The sequence below is a fragment of the Geothrix alkalitolerans genome, from assembly GCF_022808885.1.
Classification (GTDB): domain Bacteria; phylum Acidobacteriota; class Holophagae; order Holophagales; family Holophagaceae; genus Geothrix; species Geothrix alkalitolerans.
The window spans coordinates 480,873-496,990 of the sequence record NZ_JAKZLE010000002.1 but is presented as its reverse complement, the minus strand read 5'-3'; the positions used below and the strand labels follow the sequence as shown (position 1 = coordinate 496,990).

Annotated in this window: 12 protein-coding genes and 1 pseudogene; 8 read left to right on the top strand and 5 right to left on the bottom strand. The window is 68.2% G+C overall.

Going from position 1 to position 16,118, the window contains the following annotated elements:
* The first annotated feature begins 27 nt into the window (after positions 1–27).
* Positions 28–597: a thioredoxin family protein gene (locus MLJ35_RS06305; protein ID WP_243383615.1), complete on the top strand. Its 570-nt coding sequence runs from the start codon at positions 28–30 to the stop codon at positions 595–597.
* 40 nt (positions 598–637) lie between these two features.
* On the top strand, positions 638–2,212 hold the full coding sequence (locus MLJ35_RS06300; protein ID WP_243383614.1) for an ABC transporter substrate-binding protein: 1,575 nt from the start codon (positions 638–640) through the stop codon (positions 2,210–2,212).
* Positions 2,213–2,491: 279 nt separating this feature from the next.
* Here the strand turns inward: MLJ35_RS06300 and MLJ35_RS06295 are convergent, their stop codons facing one another.
* Positions 2,492–3,514, bottom strand: a complete 1,023-nt coding sequence (locus MLJ35_RS06295; protein WP_243383613.1) for a helix-turn-helix transcriptional regulator — start codon at positions 3,512–3,514, stop codon at positions 2,492–2,494.
* A gap of 100 nt (positions 3,515–3,614) precedes the next feature.
* On the opposite strand from MLJ35_RS06295, the gene MLJ35_RS06290 reads away from it, so the two are divergent.
* The gene (locus MLJ35_RS06290; RefSeq protein WP_243383612.1) at positions 3,615–4,493 is read left to right on the top strand and encodes a DMT family transporter; all 879 of its coding nucleotides are present in this window, start codon (positions 3,615–3,617) and stop codon (positions 4,491–4,493) included.
* Between the two features lie 71 nt (positions 4,494–4,564).
* On the opposite strand, the pseudogene MLJ35_RS16205 reads toward MLJ35_RS06290, so the two are convergent.
* Both MLJ35_RS16205 and MLJ35_RS06280 read right to left on the bottom strand, forming a co-directional pair.
* Positions 4,565–4,708 (bottom strand): annotated as a pseudogene (locus tag MLJ35_RS16205) (tyrosine-type recombinase/integrase); the annotation flags it as partial.
* Between the two features lie 115 nt (positions 4,709–4,823).
* Positions 4,824–5,759, bottom strand: coding sequence for a site-specific tyrosine recombinase XerD (locus MLJ35_RS06280; protein WP_243383611.1), 936 nt, complete (start codon positions 5,757–5,759; stop codon positions 4,824–4,826).
* A 138-nt stretch (positions 5,760–5,897) separates the two neighbouring features.
* Here MLJ35_RS06280 and acpP point away from each other — a divergent pair, with 138 nt between their 5' ends.
* The 3 genes from acpP (at position 5,898) to uvrB (ending at position 9,612) form a co-directional block, all read left to right on the top strand.
* Entirely contained in the window at positions 5,898–6,137 is a 240-nt protein-coding gene (acpP, locus tag MLJ35_RS06275) for an acyl carrier protein (RefSeq protein ID WP_243288255.1), read from the top strand.
* Between the two features lie 77 nt (positions 6,138–6,214).
* Positions 6,215–7,468, top strand: a complete 1,254-nt coding sequence (gene fabF, locus MLJ35_RS06270; protein ID WP_243383610.1) for a beta-ketoacyl-ACP synthase II — start codon at positions 6,215–6,217, stop codon at positions 7,466–7,468.
* A 92-nt stretch (positions 7,469–7,560) separates the two neighbouring features.
* Positions 7,561–9,612, top strand: a complete 2,052-nt coding sequence (gene uvrB / locus MLJ35_RS06265; RefSeq protein WP_243383609.1) for an excinuclease ABC subunit UvrB — start codon at positions 7,561–7,563, stop codon at positions 9,610–9,612.
* 6 nt (positions 9,613–9,618) lie between these two features.
* On the opposite strand, the gene MLJ35_RS06260 is transcribed toward uvrB, so the two are convergent.
* Together MLJ35_RS06260 and MLJ35_RS06255 are read right to left on the bottom strand one after the other, a co-directional pair.
* Positions 9,619–12,165, bottom strand: coding sequence for a serine/threonine-protein kinase (locus MLJ35_RS06260; protein WP_275976394.1), 2,547 nt, complete (start codon positions 12,163–12,165; stop codon positions 9,619–9,621).
* Between the two features lie 65 nt (positions 12,166–12,230).
* Entirely contained in the window at positions 12,231–13,613 is a 1,383-nt protein-coding gene (locus MLJ35_RS06255; protein WP_243383607.1) for an IgA Peptidase M64, read from the bottom strand.
* Between the two features lie 46 nt (positions 13,614–13,659).
* Here MLJ35_RS06255 and MLJ35_RS06250 point away from each other — a divergent pair, with 46 nt between their 5' ends.
* A complete protein-coding gene (locus MLJ35_RS06250) occupies positions 13,660–13,959 on the top strand; it encodes a YhbY family RNA-binding protein (protein WP_243383606.1) in 300 nt (99 codons plus the stop codon).
* Positions 13,960–14,007: 48 nt separating this feature from the next.
* Positions 14,008–16,113 (top strand): FHA domain-containing protein, encoded by a 2,106-nt coding sequence (locus tag MLJ35_RS06245; protein ID WP_243383605.1) that lies wholly within the window; start codon positions 14,008–14,010, stop codon positions 16,111–16,113.
* Positions 16,114–16,118: the final 5 nt, after the last annotated feature.

Sequence of the window (16,118 nt, the reverse complement as noted above, 5' to 3'; positions counted from 1 at the left end):
AGGCTAGACTGGCATCCGGAGATTCCCATGAAAGCTGTCTTCCTGGCCCTCGGAACCCTGGGATTGCAGGCGGAGCCGCCTGCGGTTCCACCCCCGATCCCCGCCACCGTGCCGGGAGGCCTGCCCTGCGATGCGAAAGACCACCAGCCCCTGCTGTTGGGGCCCACGACCGCGAAGGAGATTCTGGCCCACCGGGCCGTCTTCCGGGACACGGTCGCAGGCATCCAGCTGCCGGCGGAGCTGAGGGCCCGATGGAAGGCCGTGCGCCGCCCCTTCACGCTGGTCGCCGTCTTCGGTTCCTGGTGCGGCGACAGCCAGTACCAGCTGCCGGACCTGCTGGCCCTGGAAGCAGACCCCAATTCCTTCATCGAGGTCCACTACCTGGGCGTCTATCGGGACAAGCGGCTCACGGAGGCCCAGTGGCCCAAGGGCTGCGCCCCCCAGCCGGTGGTCCGCGTACCCACCTTCTACCTGTTCGCCACCCAGCCGGGAGGCGGGCAGAAGCTGGTGGGGACCGTGGTGGAGAACCCGCCCCGGGCCGGCGAGCGCATGGCGGAGGCGCTGGTGGAGCTGGTGGAAACCGCCGCCAAGGAATAGATTTCAGACCCATCCCGATTCGACCGATGGAATGGGCACGATGCCATGGCGCTCCCTCCTCCTGACCGTCTGCCTCTTCTGGGGCGTGAGCGCCGTTGAGCCCATCCGGGTGGCGGTGGACGGCTGGACCACCCTGAACCCCCTCCTCATGACCCGGGACACAGATGGCGAGGCGGTGGACCTCGTCTTCGACCGCCTGGTGACCATGAACGCCGAGGGGGCCTTCATCCCCGGGCTGCTGCAGGGGTGGACGGTCCTCAAGGGCGGACGGGAGGTCGTCCTCGACCTGCGCCCGGGCATGACCTGGCAGGATGGGACTCCCATCGAGGCCGAGGATCTCGTCTTCACCTGGAAGGCCCTCCGCATGCCCCAGGTCCGGGCCATCGCAGACACGGCCGGGGGGGTGGCCTCCATGGACAGCTTCGTGGCTGAAGGCCCCCTGCGGGTGCGGATCCACCTGGCCCGCCCCCGCGGCACCCTCCTCTCCGATCTCTACAACTTCATCCCCGTGCCCCGGCGCCACTATCAGGTCGGCCCGAAGCCCCAATCCAACCCCGTGAACTTCCAGCCCGTGGGTTCGGGCCCGTACCGGATTGTCGGCAAAGCCACCACCACCCACCTGAGGCTGGAGCTCTGGCCGGGCTACCGCGGGGCCCATCCCGGTGCCTGGCCCGCCTTCGAGTTCATCGATTCATCGGAGGAGACGAACCTCGTCCAGGCCCTTCTGGAGCGTCGGTACCACTACGCCCTTGTGAGAGCCCTGCCGCACTATCTGGTCCGAAAGGGCGCCCAGGGCGGGGGACGCCTCCAGGCCTTCTCGGTGCCCCAGGCCGCCTTCGGCGCCTTCTTCCTCAACTGTGATCCCAAGCTGAGCCTGCTGGGCGATGTCGCGTTGCGCCAGGCTCTGGCGGAGCTGGTGCCCTGGCAGGAGCTGGCACGCGCCCGGCGCTTCTTCCCGGCCCGGCTCGCCTCTGCCTTCTGGCCCCCCGAGAACTGGGCCCACGACGATACGCCCCGGCCGCTGCCGCAGATCGGACGGGCCGAGGCGATCCTGGAGGCCGCAGGGTGGCGCATGGGTGCGGATGGAATCCGACATGACCGGCAGGGCCGGCCCCTCACCCTGGTGGCCTACGAGCAGAGCACCTCCGTCACCCGCAGCACGGCGCATCTCCTCGCAGAGGAAGCGGCGAAGGTGGGCATGCGCATCGAAGTCCGGCGGCTGTCCTTCGAGGCGCTCACGGAGAAGTCCACGAATCACGACGGGGACATCTGGTCCTATGGCTGGACGACTTCCCTGGACCCCGACGTGGATGCCCCCCTGTTCACCAGGGAGGGCTATCGCACCAAGGCGAACGTGAGCAGCTACCTCAACCCGGAGGTGGACCGGCTGTTCGAAGAGGGGCGCTACACGCTGGACCGGGTCTCCCGCCGGAAGATCTACCTGAAACTCTCCGAGATCATCTGGCGGGACAAGCCCGTGATCCCCCTCAACTACATCCTGGTGAGGGTGCTGGCGGACGCCCGGCTGCGCGGGGTGTCCTTCAATGTGCTCGGGCAGGCCTACGGCTTCTGGCCCGGCAAGCGGGGCTGGAAGCTGGAGGATGCCCAGCCCTGATTCAGAGTGCCTAACAAAACCCCGACGGGGTCGCGAGAAAGCCAGGCGGGATGCACCGTAAGGAAGGGCCCGCAGGGCAACGTGGTTCGTTGTTCAAGGGACCTGACGCCGCGGGGCGCCCGCCTGGCATTCTCCCTCCGGGCGAGGGCCGGCGGGCGTCGCGATGCCGCGTCACGCTCGTCGCGCGTAGTACCCGCTACGCGTCTCCTCGCGTTCCTCGCCTCGCTCGCCCGGCGGCCCTCGCGCGGCCCCGTGGGGGTTTTGTTAGGCACTCTCAGGTCAGAGCCGGTCGAAGTGGATGACTTCCACCTTGCCGGGCTTGCCCTTGGGTGCTTCCTCCCGCTCGCGCTCGGGGCGGGGCTCGCGATGGGGCCTGGGCTCGGGCCGTGCCTCGGACTTCGCTTCGGCGTGATGCTTGGGTTCGTGCCGGCGAGGCTCGGGCTCGGGCCGGGGAGCTGGTTTCGGTGCGGAGGGCGCGGCCTGGCGGTCCCGGCCGGCCCACACGGCGCCCACCTGCTTGATGCGGTCCACCAGGCGGGCGGGTTCCAGCACCTGGATGCCGTCGCCGAACTGCATGGCCCAGCGCGCGATGGCGCGGAGGTCGGTGGCCGTGAAGCTCACGAGGGCCTGGCCATCGCCCTGCTCCTCGATCTTGAAGCGGGGGAAGGCCGGAGGGGCCTGCTTCACGGCGAAGACCCACTGCTTGAGCAGGGTGGCCTTCACGGCGATGGGCTCGCCGCCCAGCCAGCCGCCGATCTGATTGGCGGGGGTGCCCTCGGCGTAGGGTCCCTGGGCCGCGCGGCCCACACCCTCCACCTCATTCACCTCGGCCAGGAGGTCCACCCGGTGGTGGCGCTCGGCGTTGTAGCGGCGATCCCAGCCCCACACGTACCAGGCCTGGCTGAGGGCGTCGAAGGTGAGCTGACGAGGCTCGAAGGTGCGCGGGGCGTTGGCATCCGCGTCGGCGAAGATGAACTCCACGGCGCGACCTTCGCGGATGGCGGCAAGGAGGGCGTCCACCAGCGCCGACGGCGCCGCCGCGGCCGCGGGCTTCTTCGCAGCGGGCTTCGGAGCCGGAGCGGCAGGGGCGATGGGTTCCGGCCGCGCTGGCGCGACCTCGACAGCCTTCGCGGCCTTGGCCTTCGCCGGGGTCTTGGCGGCCTTCTTGGCCTTGGGTTCGGGAGCCTCAGCCTTCTTGGCGGGGGCCTTCTTCGCTGGGGCGGCCTTCGCCTTGGGGGCGGGTTTCTCCACTCCGGCGGCTGCAGCGGTGGGCTTCTTGCGGGGGGTCTTGGTGACGGCCATGGGTTCGCGGCTCCTGGCCCATCATCGCCCATTCCGCCAGGGGCGGTCCATTCACAAATCCGCGGCGACCCTCCCGGTCATCCGCGGCCATGCTGGAGGGATGAGCCATCGCAACCTCCGATTCGCCGCTGTCATGGGGCTCCACACGGTCATCTCCGCCGGCACCTTCCTCCTCGGCAAGCCCGCTGCGGACGCGATTCCGACGCTGGCCCTGGGCCTGCTGCGGTTCCTCATCGCCGGCGCGGGGTTCCTGATCCTGGCACGTCTGCGGCGCCTGGAGCTGTGGTCCGTGGCCCGGTCGGAATGGAGAACCTACCTGGCGGCGGGGTTCCTGGGGGTGACGCTGAACCAGCTGGCCTTCCTCGGAGGATTGGCCTTCACGCTGCCTTCCCATGCGGCTCTGCTCTACGCGTTGACGCCCACCGTGGTGCTCCTGCTGGCCTGGGCCCGAGGCCAGGAGCGGCCTGGTCCGCGAAAGCTGGGCGGGCTGGCCCTGGCCTTCTCCGGCGTGCTGGTGCTCTTCTCAGGAAAGGCGGGAGGCACCCTTCCGCCCCGGTGGATCCTGGGCGACCTGCTGGTGCTGGTGGCGGTGGTCGCCTGGGCGGGCTACACCGTGATGAGCCGGCCCCTGGTGCAGAGGCATGGGGCCCAGCGAGCCACCACCCTGTCCATCCTCTTCGGCCTTGCGATCTTCGCGCCCCTCGGTGCCGCAGGCCTCCCGGGCCTGAAGGTGGCCGCCGTTCCGTCCGTGGCCTGGGTGGGCCTGGTCTACCTCGGCCTGATGACCAGCGTGGTTTCCTATCTGCTCTGGTTCCATGCCCTCTCCATCAAGGAACCGAGCCGGGTCGCCATCGCCACCAACGGCCAACCCGTGGCCACGGCCATCCTGGCCTGGATCTTCTACGGGCAGGCCATCACCCCGGCCTTCGCGGCGGGTGCCGTGCTGGTGCTGGGAGGCGTGCTGCTGACGCAGCTTTGAGGCTTCTCGTCCCCCAAACCTCGGGTACATCTGGTCATATGAGGGCGCGGTGACCTACCCAGAGCGAATGACGATCGGGGATGAAGCTGATCGTAGAGTGCTCTCAGCCTGGCCTGGTGGACATGCGTGTAGATCTGGGTCGTGCTGATGTCGGCGTGGCCCAGCATGGCCTGGACGGCCCGGAGGTCGGCGCCGTGGTCGAGGAGGTGCGTGGCAACGGGGCCCCCTCCGCGATCGCAAGCCGGAGGCGCAGCGTGAGCGGAAGGGCGCGCCTAGATGGCGCGCCCGATCGGGGGGCAGTCCTGTTCGCCCGACCCGGATCGTTCTTGGTCAGGGCGCCGACCTCGGGTGCATCTGGTCGTAGAGGGCGCGGAGCCTGGCTTGGTGGACATGCGTGTAGATTTGGGTCGTGCTGATGTCGGCGTGGCCGAGCATGGCCTGGACGGCCCGGAGGTCGGCGCCGTGGTCGAGGAGGTGCGTGGCGAACGCGTGGCGGAGCACGTGCGGGCTCACGGCCTCCGGGCGAAGGCCCGCGGCGCGCGCGTAGCCCTTCAGCAGGCGCCAGAGGTGCTGGCGCGTGAGTCCCTCGCCCCGCTGACCGACGAACAGTTCCACGCCTTTCGGCTTGAAGCCGGGGCGCAGCGCCAGCCAGGCGCGGATCCAGTGCTCCGCGCCCGCTCCGAAGGGGATCAGGCGCTCCTTCCGGCCCTTGCCCATGACCTTGAGGAAACCCTCGTCCAGGAACACGGACAGAGCCGGCAGCTCGGCCAGCTCAGACACGCGCAGGCCGGAGGCGTAGAGCAGCTCCAGCCAGGCGCGGTCCCGTACGCCCAGGGGGCTGGTGGTATCCGGCGCCTGAAGCAGCGCCTCCACCTGGCTTTCACCCAGGGTGCGGGGGAGGATGCGGGGAGGGCGGGGTGGCTTGACCACCGCCTCGGGGCCGACCCCCTCGCCGCCTTCCATGCGCAGGAAGGACAGGAAGGCGCGCAGGCTCGAACTCAGCCGGGCCAGGCTCCTGGGGGCCTTGCCCTCGGACTGCTGGCCCACCAGGAAGGCCGTGATGTGGTCCCGCGCGAGGTCTGTGGGGGAGACCTCGCGGCCGCAAGCCCAGGCGGCCAGGTGGTTCAGGTCCGAGAGGTAGCCCGAGGCCGTGTGAGGTGAGAGCCCCCGCTCCACCGCCAGGAAGGTGCGGAACTCCCGCAGGCGGGCGCCCCATCCCAGGGGCCATCCATGTTCGGGTTCCTCAAGGGTCTTGGGGCGGGGCATGGGTCCATCCTCCACGGCCCCGGCCCAGGCGCAATCTTTCTGCCGGCGCCGGGGAGGGATACGGGTGTCTTTACTCCGGGTTTGGACAATGTGTCGGGGGTGTGTTAGGGTTTCCAGGTTCGTTTGGAGGAGCCCACGATGGCTGATGTGCGTAAGAAGGTCATTGCGATCATTGCTGAGCAGCTGGCCAAGCCCGAAGATTCCATCTCCGAATCCAGCCACTTCGTGGACGACCTCGGCGCCGACAGCCTTGACACCGTCGAGATCATCATGGCCATCGAAGAGGCCTTCAGCCTCGAGATCCCCGAGAGCGAGCAGGAGAAGATCCGCACGGTGGGCGATGCCATCGCCTACATCGAGAAGCACGCGAAGGCCTGATCCATCGCGATCGTGACGTGCCGCAGCGCCCCCACGGCCCTGCGGCACGTTTGTTTTCCGTTCCAAGAGGTGAATCCATGACCAGGACCGTCCAGCGTCGCCGCGTCGTCATCACCGGCATGGGGACCATCAACCCCTGCGGCCTCACCGTGCCCGAAACCTGGGACAACCTGCTGGCGGGGAGAAGCGGCATCGGCCCCATCGACCGCTTCGATGTCACGGACTTCGCCTGCAAGATCGCAGGGCAGGTGAAGGGCTTCAACCCCGATCCCTTCATCGACAAGAAGGAACAGAAGAAGATGGACATCTTCATCCAGTACGCCCTGGGCGCGGCCCATGAGGCGTGGGTGGATGCGGGCTTCGACCAGGTGGAGCTCACCAAGGCCGAGCGGGAGGTGTTCGGGGCCTACATCGGCAGCGGCATCGGCGGCCTCAGCACCATCTGGGACGAGGCCAACGGCTACCGCGGCCCCCGCCGCACCAGCCCCTTCTTCATCCCCAGCCTCATCGTGAACATGGCCAGCGGCCAGGCCAGCATCAAGTACGGCCTGCAGGGGCCCAACAGTGCCGTGGCCACGGCCTGCGCCACGGGCGCCCACGCCATCGGCGACGCGGCCCGCCTCATCGCCTTCGGCTACGCGGATCGCATGATGGCCGGCGGCAGCGACTCCGTGGTGAACCAGCTCGGCGTGGGCGGCTTCGCCGCCATGCGGGCCCTCAGCACCCGCAACGACGAGCCTGAGCGCGCCTCCCGGCCCTTCGATGTGGACCGTGACGGCTTCGTCATGGCAGAGGGCGCCGGCATCGTCATCCTCGAGGAGTACGAGCTGGCCAAGGCCCGAGGCGCCAAGATCTACGCCGAGGTCGCCGGCTACGGCATGAGCGGCGACGCCAACCACATCACCAGCCCGGCCCCCGAGGGGGAGGGTGGCCAGCGGGTCATGCGCGCCGCCATCAAGGATGCGGACATCGCGCCCGAGGAAGTGGGCTATGTGAACATGCACGGCACCAGCACGCCCGTGGGAGACAAGCTGGAGTGCATGGCCATCCAGAAGGTCTTCGGCGACCACGCGAAGACGATCAAGGTGAGCAGCACCAAGTCCATGCACGGGCACCTGCTGGGCGCCGCCGGCGGCCTGGAGACCATCGTGGCCGTCATGGCCGTCAAGACCGGGAGGATCCCACCCACCATCAACGTGGACCACCAGGACCCAGAGTGCGACCTGGACGTGACCGCGAATGTGGCGGGCAAGCTGGATTCCGAATACGTCATGAACAACGGCTTCGGCTTCGGCGGCACCAACGGGTGCTTGATCCTGCGGAAGGTCTAAGAAAAACGAATCCACCACCAAGACACCAAGGCACCAAGAAAGGCTTTTCTTTTCTTGGTGTCTTGGTGCCTTGGTGGTTTGCTTTTTGATCTATGGCCAAGGCAATCCCCTTCAAGCTCGTGTCGCCCTACCAGCCCGCCGGGGACCAGCCGGAGGCCATTGCGCAGCTGGTGGCGGGGCTGGAGCGGGGGGACCGGGCCCAGACACTGCTGGGCGTGACGGGCTCGGGGAAGACCTACACCATGGCCTCGACCATCGCCAGGGCGGGGAGGCCGGCGCTCATCTTCGCGCCCAACAAGACGCTGGCCGCCCAGCTCTTCAGCGAGTTCAAGCAGTTCTTCCCCGAGAACGCCGTCGAGTACTTCGTCAGCTACTACGACTACTACCAGCCCGAGGCCTACGTGCCTGAGCGGGACCTGTTCATCGACAAGGACGCGAAGATCAACGAGGAGCTGGAGAAGCTTCGCCTCAGCGCCACCCGCTGCCTGCTGGAGCGCCGGGACACCATCGTCGTGGCCTCCGTCAGCTGCATCTATGGCTTGGGCGATCCCAGCTCGTACCTGAACCTTTCCGTGACCTTGAAGACGGGCCAGTCCATCGACCGCGCCATGCTGCTGCGGGATCTGGTGGCCATCCAGTACCAGCGCAACCACCTCAGCTTCGAGCCGGGCATCTTCCGCGTGCGGGGTGACGTGGTGGAGGTCTACCCGGCCTACGAGGACGTGGCCTACCGCATCGAGCTGTGGGGCGACGAGGTGGAGCGCCTCTCGAAGATCGATCCGCTGCGCGGCGTGGTCATCGAGAAGCTGGACGAGCTCACCATCTGGCCCAAGACCCACTACGTGACCCCCGAGGACAAGCTCAAGGCCGCCATCCGGGACATCAAGGACGAGCTGGAGGCCCGGGAAGAGGAATTCCGTGCCGCGGGCAAGATCGTGGAGCTCCAGCGCCTCCACCAGCGCGTCATCTACGACGTGGAGATGATGAAGGAGATGGGCCACTGCAGCGGCATCGAGAACTACAGCCGCTTCCTGGACGGCCGCCGGCCTGGCCAGCCGCCTCATACGCTGCTGGACTACTTCCCCGAGGACTTCATTGTCTTCATGGACGAGAGCCACGTGGCCACGGGCCAGCTCCACGGCATGTACAACGGTGACCGCTCCCGCAAAACCACATTGGTCGACTACGGCTTCCGCCTTCCATCTGCCCTCGACAACCGTCCGCTCAAATTCGAAGAATTTGAGAGCCGGGTCAAACAGGTGGTCTACGTCTCTGCCACCCCCGGCGACTACGAACTGCAGCAGAGCGGCGGCGCCTTTGTGGAGCAGGTGGTGCGCCCCACGGGCCTCGTCGATCCCATCGTCGAGGTGCGTCCCGTGGGCAGCCAGGTGGACGATCTGCTGGAGGAGATCCGCAAGACCGTGGCCCGGGACGAGCGGGTGCTGGTGACGGTGCTCACCAAGAAGCTGGCGGAGCAGCTCACGGCCTACTACCAGGAACTGGGCATCAAGGCCGAGTACCTGCACAGCGAGATCGACACCCTGGAGCGCGTGGAGCTGCTGAAGAACCTGCGCCGCGGCGTGTTCGACGTGCTCATCGGCATCAACCTCCTCCGTGAGGGCCTGGACCTGCCGGAGGTGAGCCTGGTGGCCATCCTGGACGCGGACAAGGAAGGCTTCCTCCGCAACACCCGCAGCCTCATCCAGACCATCGGCCGGGCGGCCCGCCATGTGAACGGCAAGGCCATTCTCTATGCGGATGTGATGACGGGTTCCATGAAGCAGGCCATCGGCGAGACCGAGCGGCGCCGCCAGAAGCAGCTGGCCCACAACGCCGCCCACGGCATCACGCCTGAGACGGTGAAGCGCAACCTGGACGACGTCATGGGCGAGGCCCTGGCCCGGGAGTTCATCAACGTCACCAAGGAGGAGCAGGCCGCCGAGGAGCCGCTGCTCTACTTGGAGGACAAGGCCTTCGAGCGCGAGGTGGCCAAGCTGGAGAAGCGCATGAAGGAGCTGGCCTCCCAGATGAAGTTCGAGGATGCGGCGGCCGTCCGCGACCGCATCCTGCACGCCCGGCGGGAGCGGCTGCTGGGCGCCGGGGATTCACCTTTGGCCATGGCTTCCGGACCCGTGGTGGAGTAGGGGCGTCTAGCGCAAGCCCTCGTAGAGGTAGAGCTCGGACAGCACCCTGCGGTAGGCGTAGGCGTATCCCCTGGCGTCCGGCGTGAGGAGGAAGTTGCTGACCGTCATCCCCGCAAGGTCTTCAGGGGCGATCTCCAGAAGCTTCTTCCGGGCCCCGGTGGTGAGGTCGAGGTGCGTTACGGTGCAGGGCATCTCGTGCAGGTCCACCACCCATAGTCCCTTGCCATCAGGCGCCCACCGCACCACGCGTTCCATGGCGTGGAGGCCCGGGATGGGTTGGGACTTGCCGTCGTCCAGGGAGAGGATCCGGTCCTCCTGCTCACTGAGGCGGGTGGTGATGCGGCGCCCGTCCGGGCTGATGGGCTGTCCGAAGAACTGGTACCCCGGCGCAGTCAGGGACTCCGCTGGCCGGCCGTCCAGGGGGATGGCGAAGAGCCGGGTTCCCTCGCCGGGGCGGTTGGCCTGGACGAGCAGGCGGCGGCCATCGGGGAACCAGCGCAAGCGGTGGATGGTCTCCAGGCCGGAGGAAGCGAGGGTCAGGACCTCCCCGGCTCCGGTCGGGAAGATCTGAATCTCGTTGCGGGCTCCCGGAGCGAGCGCCGCCACCCGGTGCCCATCGGGACTGAGGATGGGGTAGGCGCCCTTGGCCAGCCGCACCGCCGGGCTTCCATCCGTCTTCCTCAGGTAGATGTCGTACTGGATCCCCGAACCTTCACCCTGCTCGTTGAAGATGAGGGTGGACCCGTCCGCGGAGAGATCCTGCACCAGGGACCAGTCCAGCCACGAAAGCTCGCGTTCGCGGTCGGCACCGGGCCGCAGGCTCTGGATGCCCGTGCGCATCACCTCCTTGGCGAGGAGCACTCGGCGTCCGTCGCGGGAGATGTCATGGAGCGTGAGGGGGGCAGGCACATTCAGGACGAGCCTTGGTTCCCCTGACCCGACGGCATAGAGGCCCCTGGCCACGCCGTGCGTGGCGGCCGTGAACCAGACCTCGTTCCCCTTCCAGGCCAGCCCCTGGATGCTGGGCCAGGCCCCGGTCAGGGGATGGCGGTTTCCCTGCCGGTCCACCACGACCGGATAGCCCGCATCGTCGCCGGACACCGGATGCTCCAGGTAGGCGACCCGATCGCCCTTGGGCGAGACCCTGGGGTGGCTGATCCAGCCGGAGGATTCGGCGATGGGGTGTCCCAGCGGGAACTCGAGGCGGGCCTTGCCGTCCGCATTGCGGACCACCAGCAGCTCCGATCCATCCGGGCTCCAGTCCGCGGCCACCACCTGCTCCATCAGGGCTCGCGGGGCGCCTCCGGCCAGAGGAACCACCGCCAGGGTGCCCCGCCACATCCAGCTCTGGATGGGGCGGCTGCCCAGGGCGACTGCGAGCTCTCCGGTGCGGGAGAGGCCCAGGAGATCCGCCTCGGGCAGTTCAAGGGTGCGGCTCTCGGGGCTGTCGGGGCGGGTGGAGTGGACCATGAGCGGGCCGCCGGACCAGGCGGCGCTGTAGAGCACCTCCTGGCCATCGGGGCTCAGCCGAGCGTTCCGGATCAGCCCTTGCCGGAAGGTGAGCCGCTTGAACGTGGGCGGTTCCCGGTGGTCCAGGTGATGGCCGAGACCGAAGCCCAGGCCCCCCAGGACCAGGGCGAGGGCCACCCACCCCACCCGGCCCTGGAAGATGCGGGCCAGCCCCTGGAGCGTCACCCCCTTGCGTTGGAGGGCCGCCAGGCGGGATGCCAGCTGCTGGGCCGTGGGGAGGCGGTCTTCCGGATTCTTCTCCAGGCAATGCTTCAGGAGGTTGATGAGCTCGGGCGAATAGGGGCTGGGGGATGCGGTCCGCATCGGCGGCTCATCCTTGAGGATGGCGTTGAGGACCTCCACCGGCGACTCTCCCGAGAAGGCGCGGCGGCCGAACAGCATTTCGTACAGCAGGATGCCGCAGACGAAGAGGTCAGCCCTTGGATCCACCTCCCGCCCACGGATCTGCTCCGGAGCCATGTAGCCGACCGTGCCCATCATGGTCCCGACCTGGGTCTGGTGGCTCGTTTCGGGGCGCTGGATCAGGGTCTGCTCATCCAGAAGGGTCGGGAGCGCCTTCGAAAGGCCGAAGTCCAGGATCTTGAGGCGGCCCTCCTTGGTGATGAACAGGTTCCCCGGTTTCAGGTCCCGGTGGATGATCCCCCGTTCGTGGGTGGCCGCCAGCCCCAGGGCCAACTGGTGGGCCAGGTCCATGGCCTCATCCGGAGGGAGGGCGCCGCGCAGGAGGCGCTCATGGAGTGTCTCGCCCTCGAGGAGCTCCATGGCGATGTAGGGTGTCGGGCCATCCGTGTCCCAGCCGTAGATCGCCGGCAGGGCGGGGTGCTCGATGGCCGCCAGGGTCCGTGCCTCCTGCTGGAAGCGGGCCAGCCGCTCGTCAGCCTGGGCCGAGGCGTGGCCCAGTACCTTGAGGGCCACGGGGAACTGGGTTCGGGTATCCAGTGCACGATAGACCTGACCCATCCCGCCCAAGCCAAGGGGAGACTGGATCTCATAAGGGCCAAGCCGGGTTCCGGGCGGGAGCATGGGGGTGGGAAGATTGTGGCTTTGATTAAAGAGAAATCCAAGTCGAACTTCCAGGCCCGTGCCCGCTATTTTGCGTACTGCCGGATGACCCGCTCGATGGCGGCTCGGCACGCGGCACAGAACCCGACCTCGTCGCGCGTGAACATGAGGCAGTCCTCCTGGCTTCGGAAGTAGCCCTTGGCCTCGTAGTTGGCGCCTTCGAAGGCGCCCACCTTCCCGCTGTGGGCGTCGGTGCCCAGGAGCTTTGTCTCGAAGACCTTCTCCCGCGCGAAGAGCGCGTCCATCTCGGACTCGGGCTTGTTTGCGGCGCGGATGGCACGGCGCTCCGTCTGGTAGGCATGGCTGTGCGCTTCGAACTCACCCTTCTTCCAGGGGGTGGGCAGGGGCACGCCGTGGCTGAGGAGGGCACCCCACTTGGGTTGCTTCGGGTTGGCGGTGACATTGGGCTCCCAGGGCTCGGGCCGCTCGGGGCTGTTGGTGACGGCCACGTCGGAGGTGTAGTACTCGTCCGCCAGTCCTGCGAAGTGGTGGCCGAACTCGTGCACGAAGAGGTAGCCGATGGTGCTGTTGCCCGCGGAGGCCGTGCTGTAGAGGTTGTGGATGCCGCCGCCGCCGTAGGTCTCGGAGTTGGTGAGGATCTCCACGAATTCGTAGGGGGCCTGGGCCGCGATGTCGCGCCAGGTCCGGTTGTCGAAGGTCAGCACGTAGCGTTCACTGCCGAAGGCGTCATAGGTGGCGCCGAGCGGAGAGCGCTTGTGGACGCCGGTGGAAGGGCGGGAGATGCCGCTCTCCTTCGCGGGCGGGCAGAGGGCCCAGACGTTGAAGTCGTTGCGGTGCTCCTTGAAGGGTGTCTGCTGGAAGAGCAGCTCCATGACCTTGCGCGCCTGCTGCTCGAACTTGCCCCGCTCGGCGGCCGTGTAGCCGTCGCCCAGGATGAGGAAGTCCACTTCGTCCGCCGGATCGCCGGCCTTCTGGAGGGCGATGAGGGTACCGGCTTCGGGAGCCGGGGCCCGCTCGATGAGGGGGTCCTTCGGATCGAGGTCGAAGGTCCAGAGGGTCCGGAATACGTTTTTGGCATCCCGCTTCTTCACCTGGATGCGCACCGGCGCGTCGGGCTGGGGGAAGCGCAGGGATTCGGAGAAGCTCCGGCTGAGGGCCTTCGCCTCGTCCGTGGTCTCCCACTCGCCATAGATGCTGGCGAAGCCGCGTGAATAGAGGATCTTCCCCGTGGCCTTGTCGGCCACCTCAAAGCAGTACTTCCCGAGGTTGCTGTCGTCGACGGCCTTGGTGAGGTCGCCAGGCCAGGGCAGGGGCTCCAGCACCACGCGGTCCACCCCGAAGCGTTCCGAGGCCGCATCCCCGGTATGGCCGTAGTCCACCCGCAGGGTGCGGGGCGGGGCAGCCAGGCAGGCCAGGGCCGTGAGGGAGAACAGCAGGCGACGGATCATGGGGGCACCTCGCCTTCGAGGATAGACTGGTCCCCTGGAGTCACGAATGCTCACCTCGAAACAGCGCCAGTTCCTCAAGGCCGAGGCCCATCACCTGAAGCCCGTCATGCATGTGGGCAAGGGCGGGGTGTCGCCGGCCCAGGCCACGGAGCTGGACGTGATGGTGGACAGCCTCGAACTGGTGAAGATCAAGATCAACCAGAACAGCTTCGAGGACGAGGCCTCCGCGGCCGCGGCCCTCTGCGCCGCCGTGCCGGGGCTGGAGCATGTCTGGACCATCGGCCACACCATGCTGTTCTTCCGGCCGAGCCGGGCCCATGACACGCGGTATCCTTTGCCCACCTGATCCGAGCCCGACGCCCATCCACCCCAGGAGCCCGCCCGAGGAGTTCCGATGCCCTACTTGTCATGGATGGAGGGGAGCCAGCCCTTCCGGCATGCCGTGGTGGAGGACCTCTGCGTCCTGGGCCGGGATCCGCTGGGCTGCGGGCTGAGCCGGCCGGGACAGGGTACTGTCTCGCCGGTCCATGCCGTCCTCTCGAAGACCGAGGGTGCCTGGTGGGTGAAGGACCTGGGCTCCATCAGCGGCACCACCCTGAATGGACACGCGGTCGGTTCCGCGCCGGAGGGCCCTCTGCGCGATGGGGATGAGCTGGCGCTGGGTTCCTGGCGCCTCACCTTCACCCACGGCTTCCCGGGGCTGGACGGGACGACCTTCGCCGAGCACGTGGGGGACCTCTTCGACGAGATCCGCCTGCAATCGGACCGGCCGGCCTGGTACCTCGCGGAGCTGAAGCAGCTCTACGGCGCCACGGAGCGGCTGCTGGGGGAAGCCGATTCCAACACCCTGGGACGCGCCCTCCTCGAGGAATCCCTCCGCCTGACCTCGGCCGACCGAGGCCTGTTCGTCGCACGGCTCGAACCGGGCGGCTGGCGGGTGATCCACGCCGCTGGAGAGGCCACAGAGGAGCTTGCCCCCCCAGCGTCGGTGCTCGCCTACGTGGCCCGGGAGTGCACCTCCATCCTTTCGAACCAGCCCCTGGCGGACCCCAGGTTCGAGGAAGCCAGCGCGCTGGAAGACAGCCCCGGCTGCTTCCTCTGCGCGCCGCTGATGGAGGAAGGGCAGGCCTTCTCCGCCCTCTACCTCGAGCGCCAGCCTGGCGGAATTCCTTTCACCCGGCTCGATCTGGCCACCCTCCAGGCCTTCTCCCGCCGCGGCGTCCTCGTCCTGCGGCAGGCCCGTCTCCAGCGGAAGGCCGTCGAGCAGGCCGAGCAGCAGGGCGAGCTCCTGCGTCTCCGCAAGCAGATCCAGCAGGACTCGGAATGCCGGGACGAGCTGCTGGCGGCCATGGTCGGCTCGGTCCGCCGGATCCAGAGCTGGGTAAGGGAGCAACAGGATCCGGAAGGGGATACTCTCCGATTCCACCTGGAGCGCCTTGCTGCCCTGGTCGAGGAGGGACGGTGCCAGGACGATCCCAGGACGCCCGCGGCGACCGGGCAGTCGCTCGGGCTCGCCTCCCTGCAGGAGGACCTGGCGCTGCGGTGGCGCTCCCTGCTGGACCTCCGGGGCATCCGATGGAAGGCCGATCCTCCGCCCCAGGGCGCGGTGTGGTGGCTGGGCGGATCCCTGCTGCTGGCGCTGGACGGCCTGGTGGAACCCCTGGTCATGCAGCTGTCTCCCGGCGCGGAACTGACGGTCCGGTGGGGCCACGAACCCGGGCGCTACCTGCTGGGGATCCAGTTCTCGGCTGGACTCCAGGGGCCCTCGCCGGACGGTTGGAGCCAGCGGGTGCTGAAGGAATCAGGTATCCGCTGGCGCTGGGCGGACCGCCTGCTGGAGGTGCTCCTGCCGGAGGGACCAGAAGCCATGCCGGACGAGCCGATGCGGCCCCTGCTGGGCCTGGTCAGCGAGGACCTCGGGCTGGTGGGCCTGTTCCAGGCCGTGGCCGAGGCGGGAGACATGGGGCTCCTGCCGCTGGAATCCGAGCCCCCTCCGCCGCCCCTGCCGATCCACCGCTTCCTCGTCATCGACGCCAAGGGCACACCGGATGCCGAGGCGACCATCCGCGCCTACCGCCGTCATCCCGCCTTCGCCACCACGCCGATCCTCGTCGTCCGATGCGCCGAGGGGGATACGCCTGGCCTGATCGAGGCCGGCGCCACGGACTGGCTGGCCGATGGGTTCGGCTGGGAAGCACTGCACCAACGCCTGCGGGTGCTGCAGGGCCACACGGAACTCCGCCAAAGGGCCCTGGCGGCCGAGCGCCTGGAATCCTTCCGCCAGATGGCCGGCACCCTCAAGCACGAGATCAACAACCCGCTGGCGGTCATCTCGATGCAGGTGGAGATGCTCCAGCGGAAGTATCCGGAGGAGGCCAAGCTCGCCAAGATCGGCGAGATGGTCGATCGCATCCAGGGCCTGCTGCAGGTGCTCCAGAAGATGCGGGAGACGCCCACGGAGGGCTATGCGGATGGGTCAAGCATCCTGAAGCTGGGGTAGGGGAG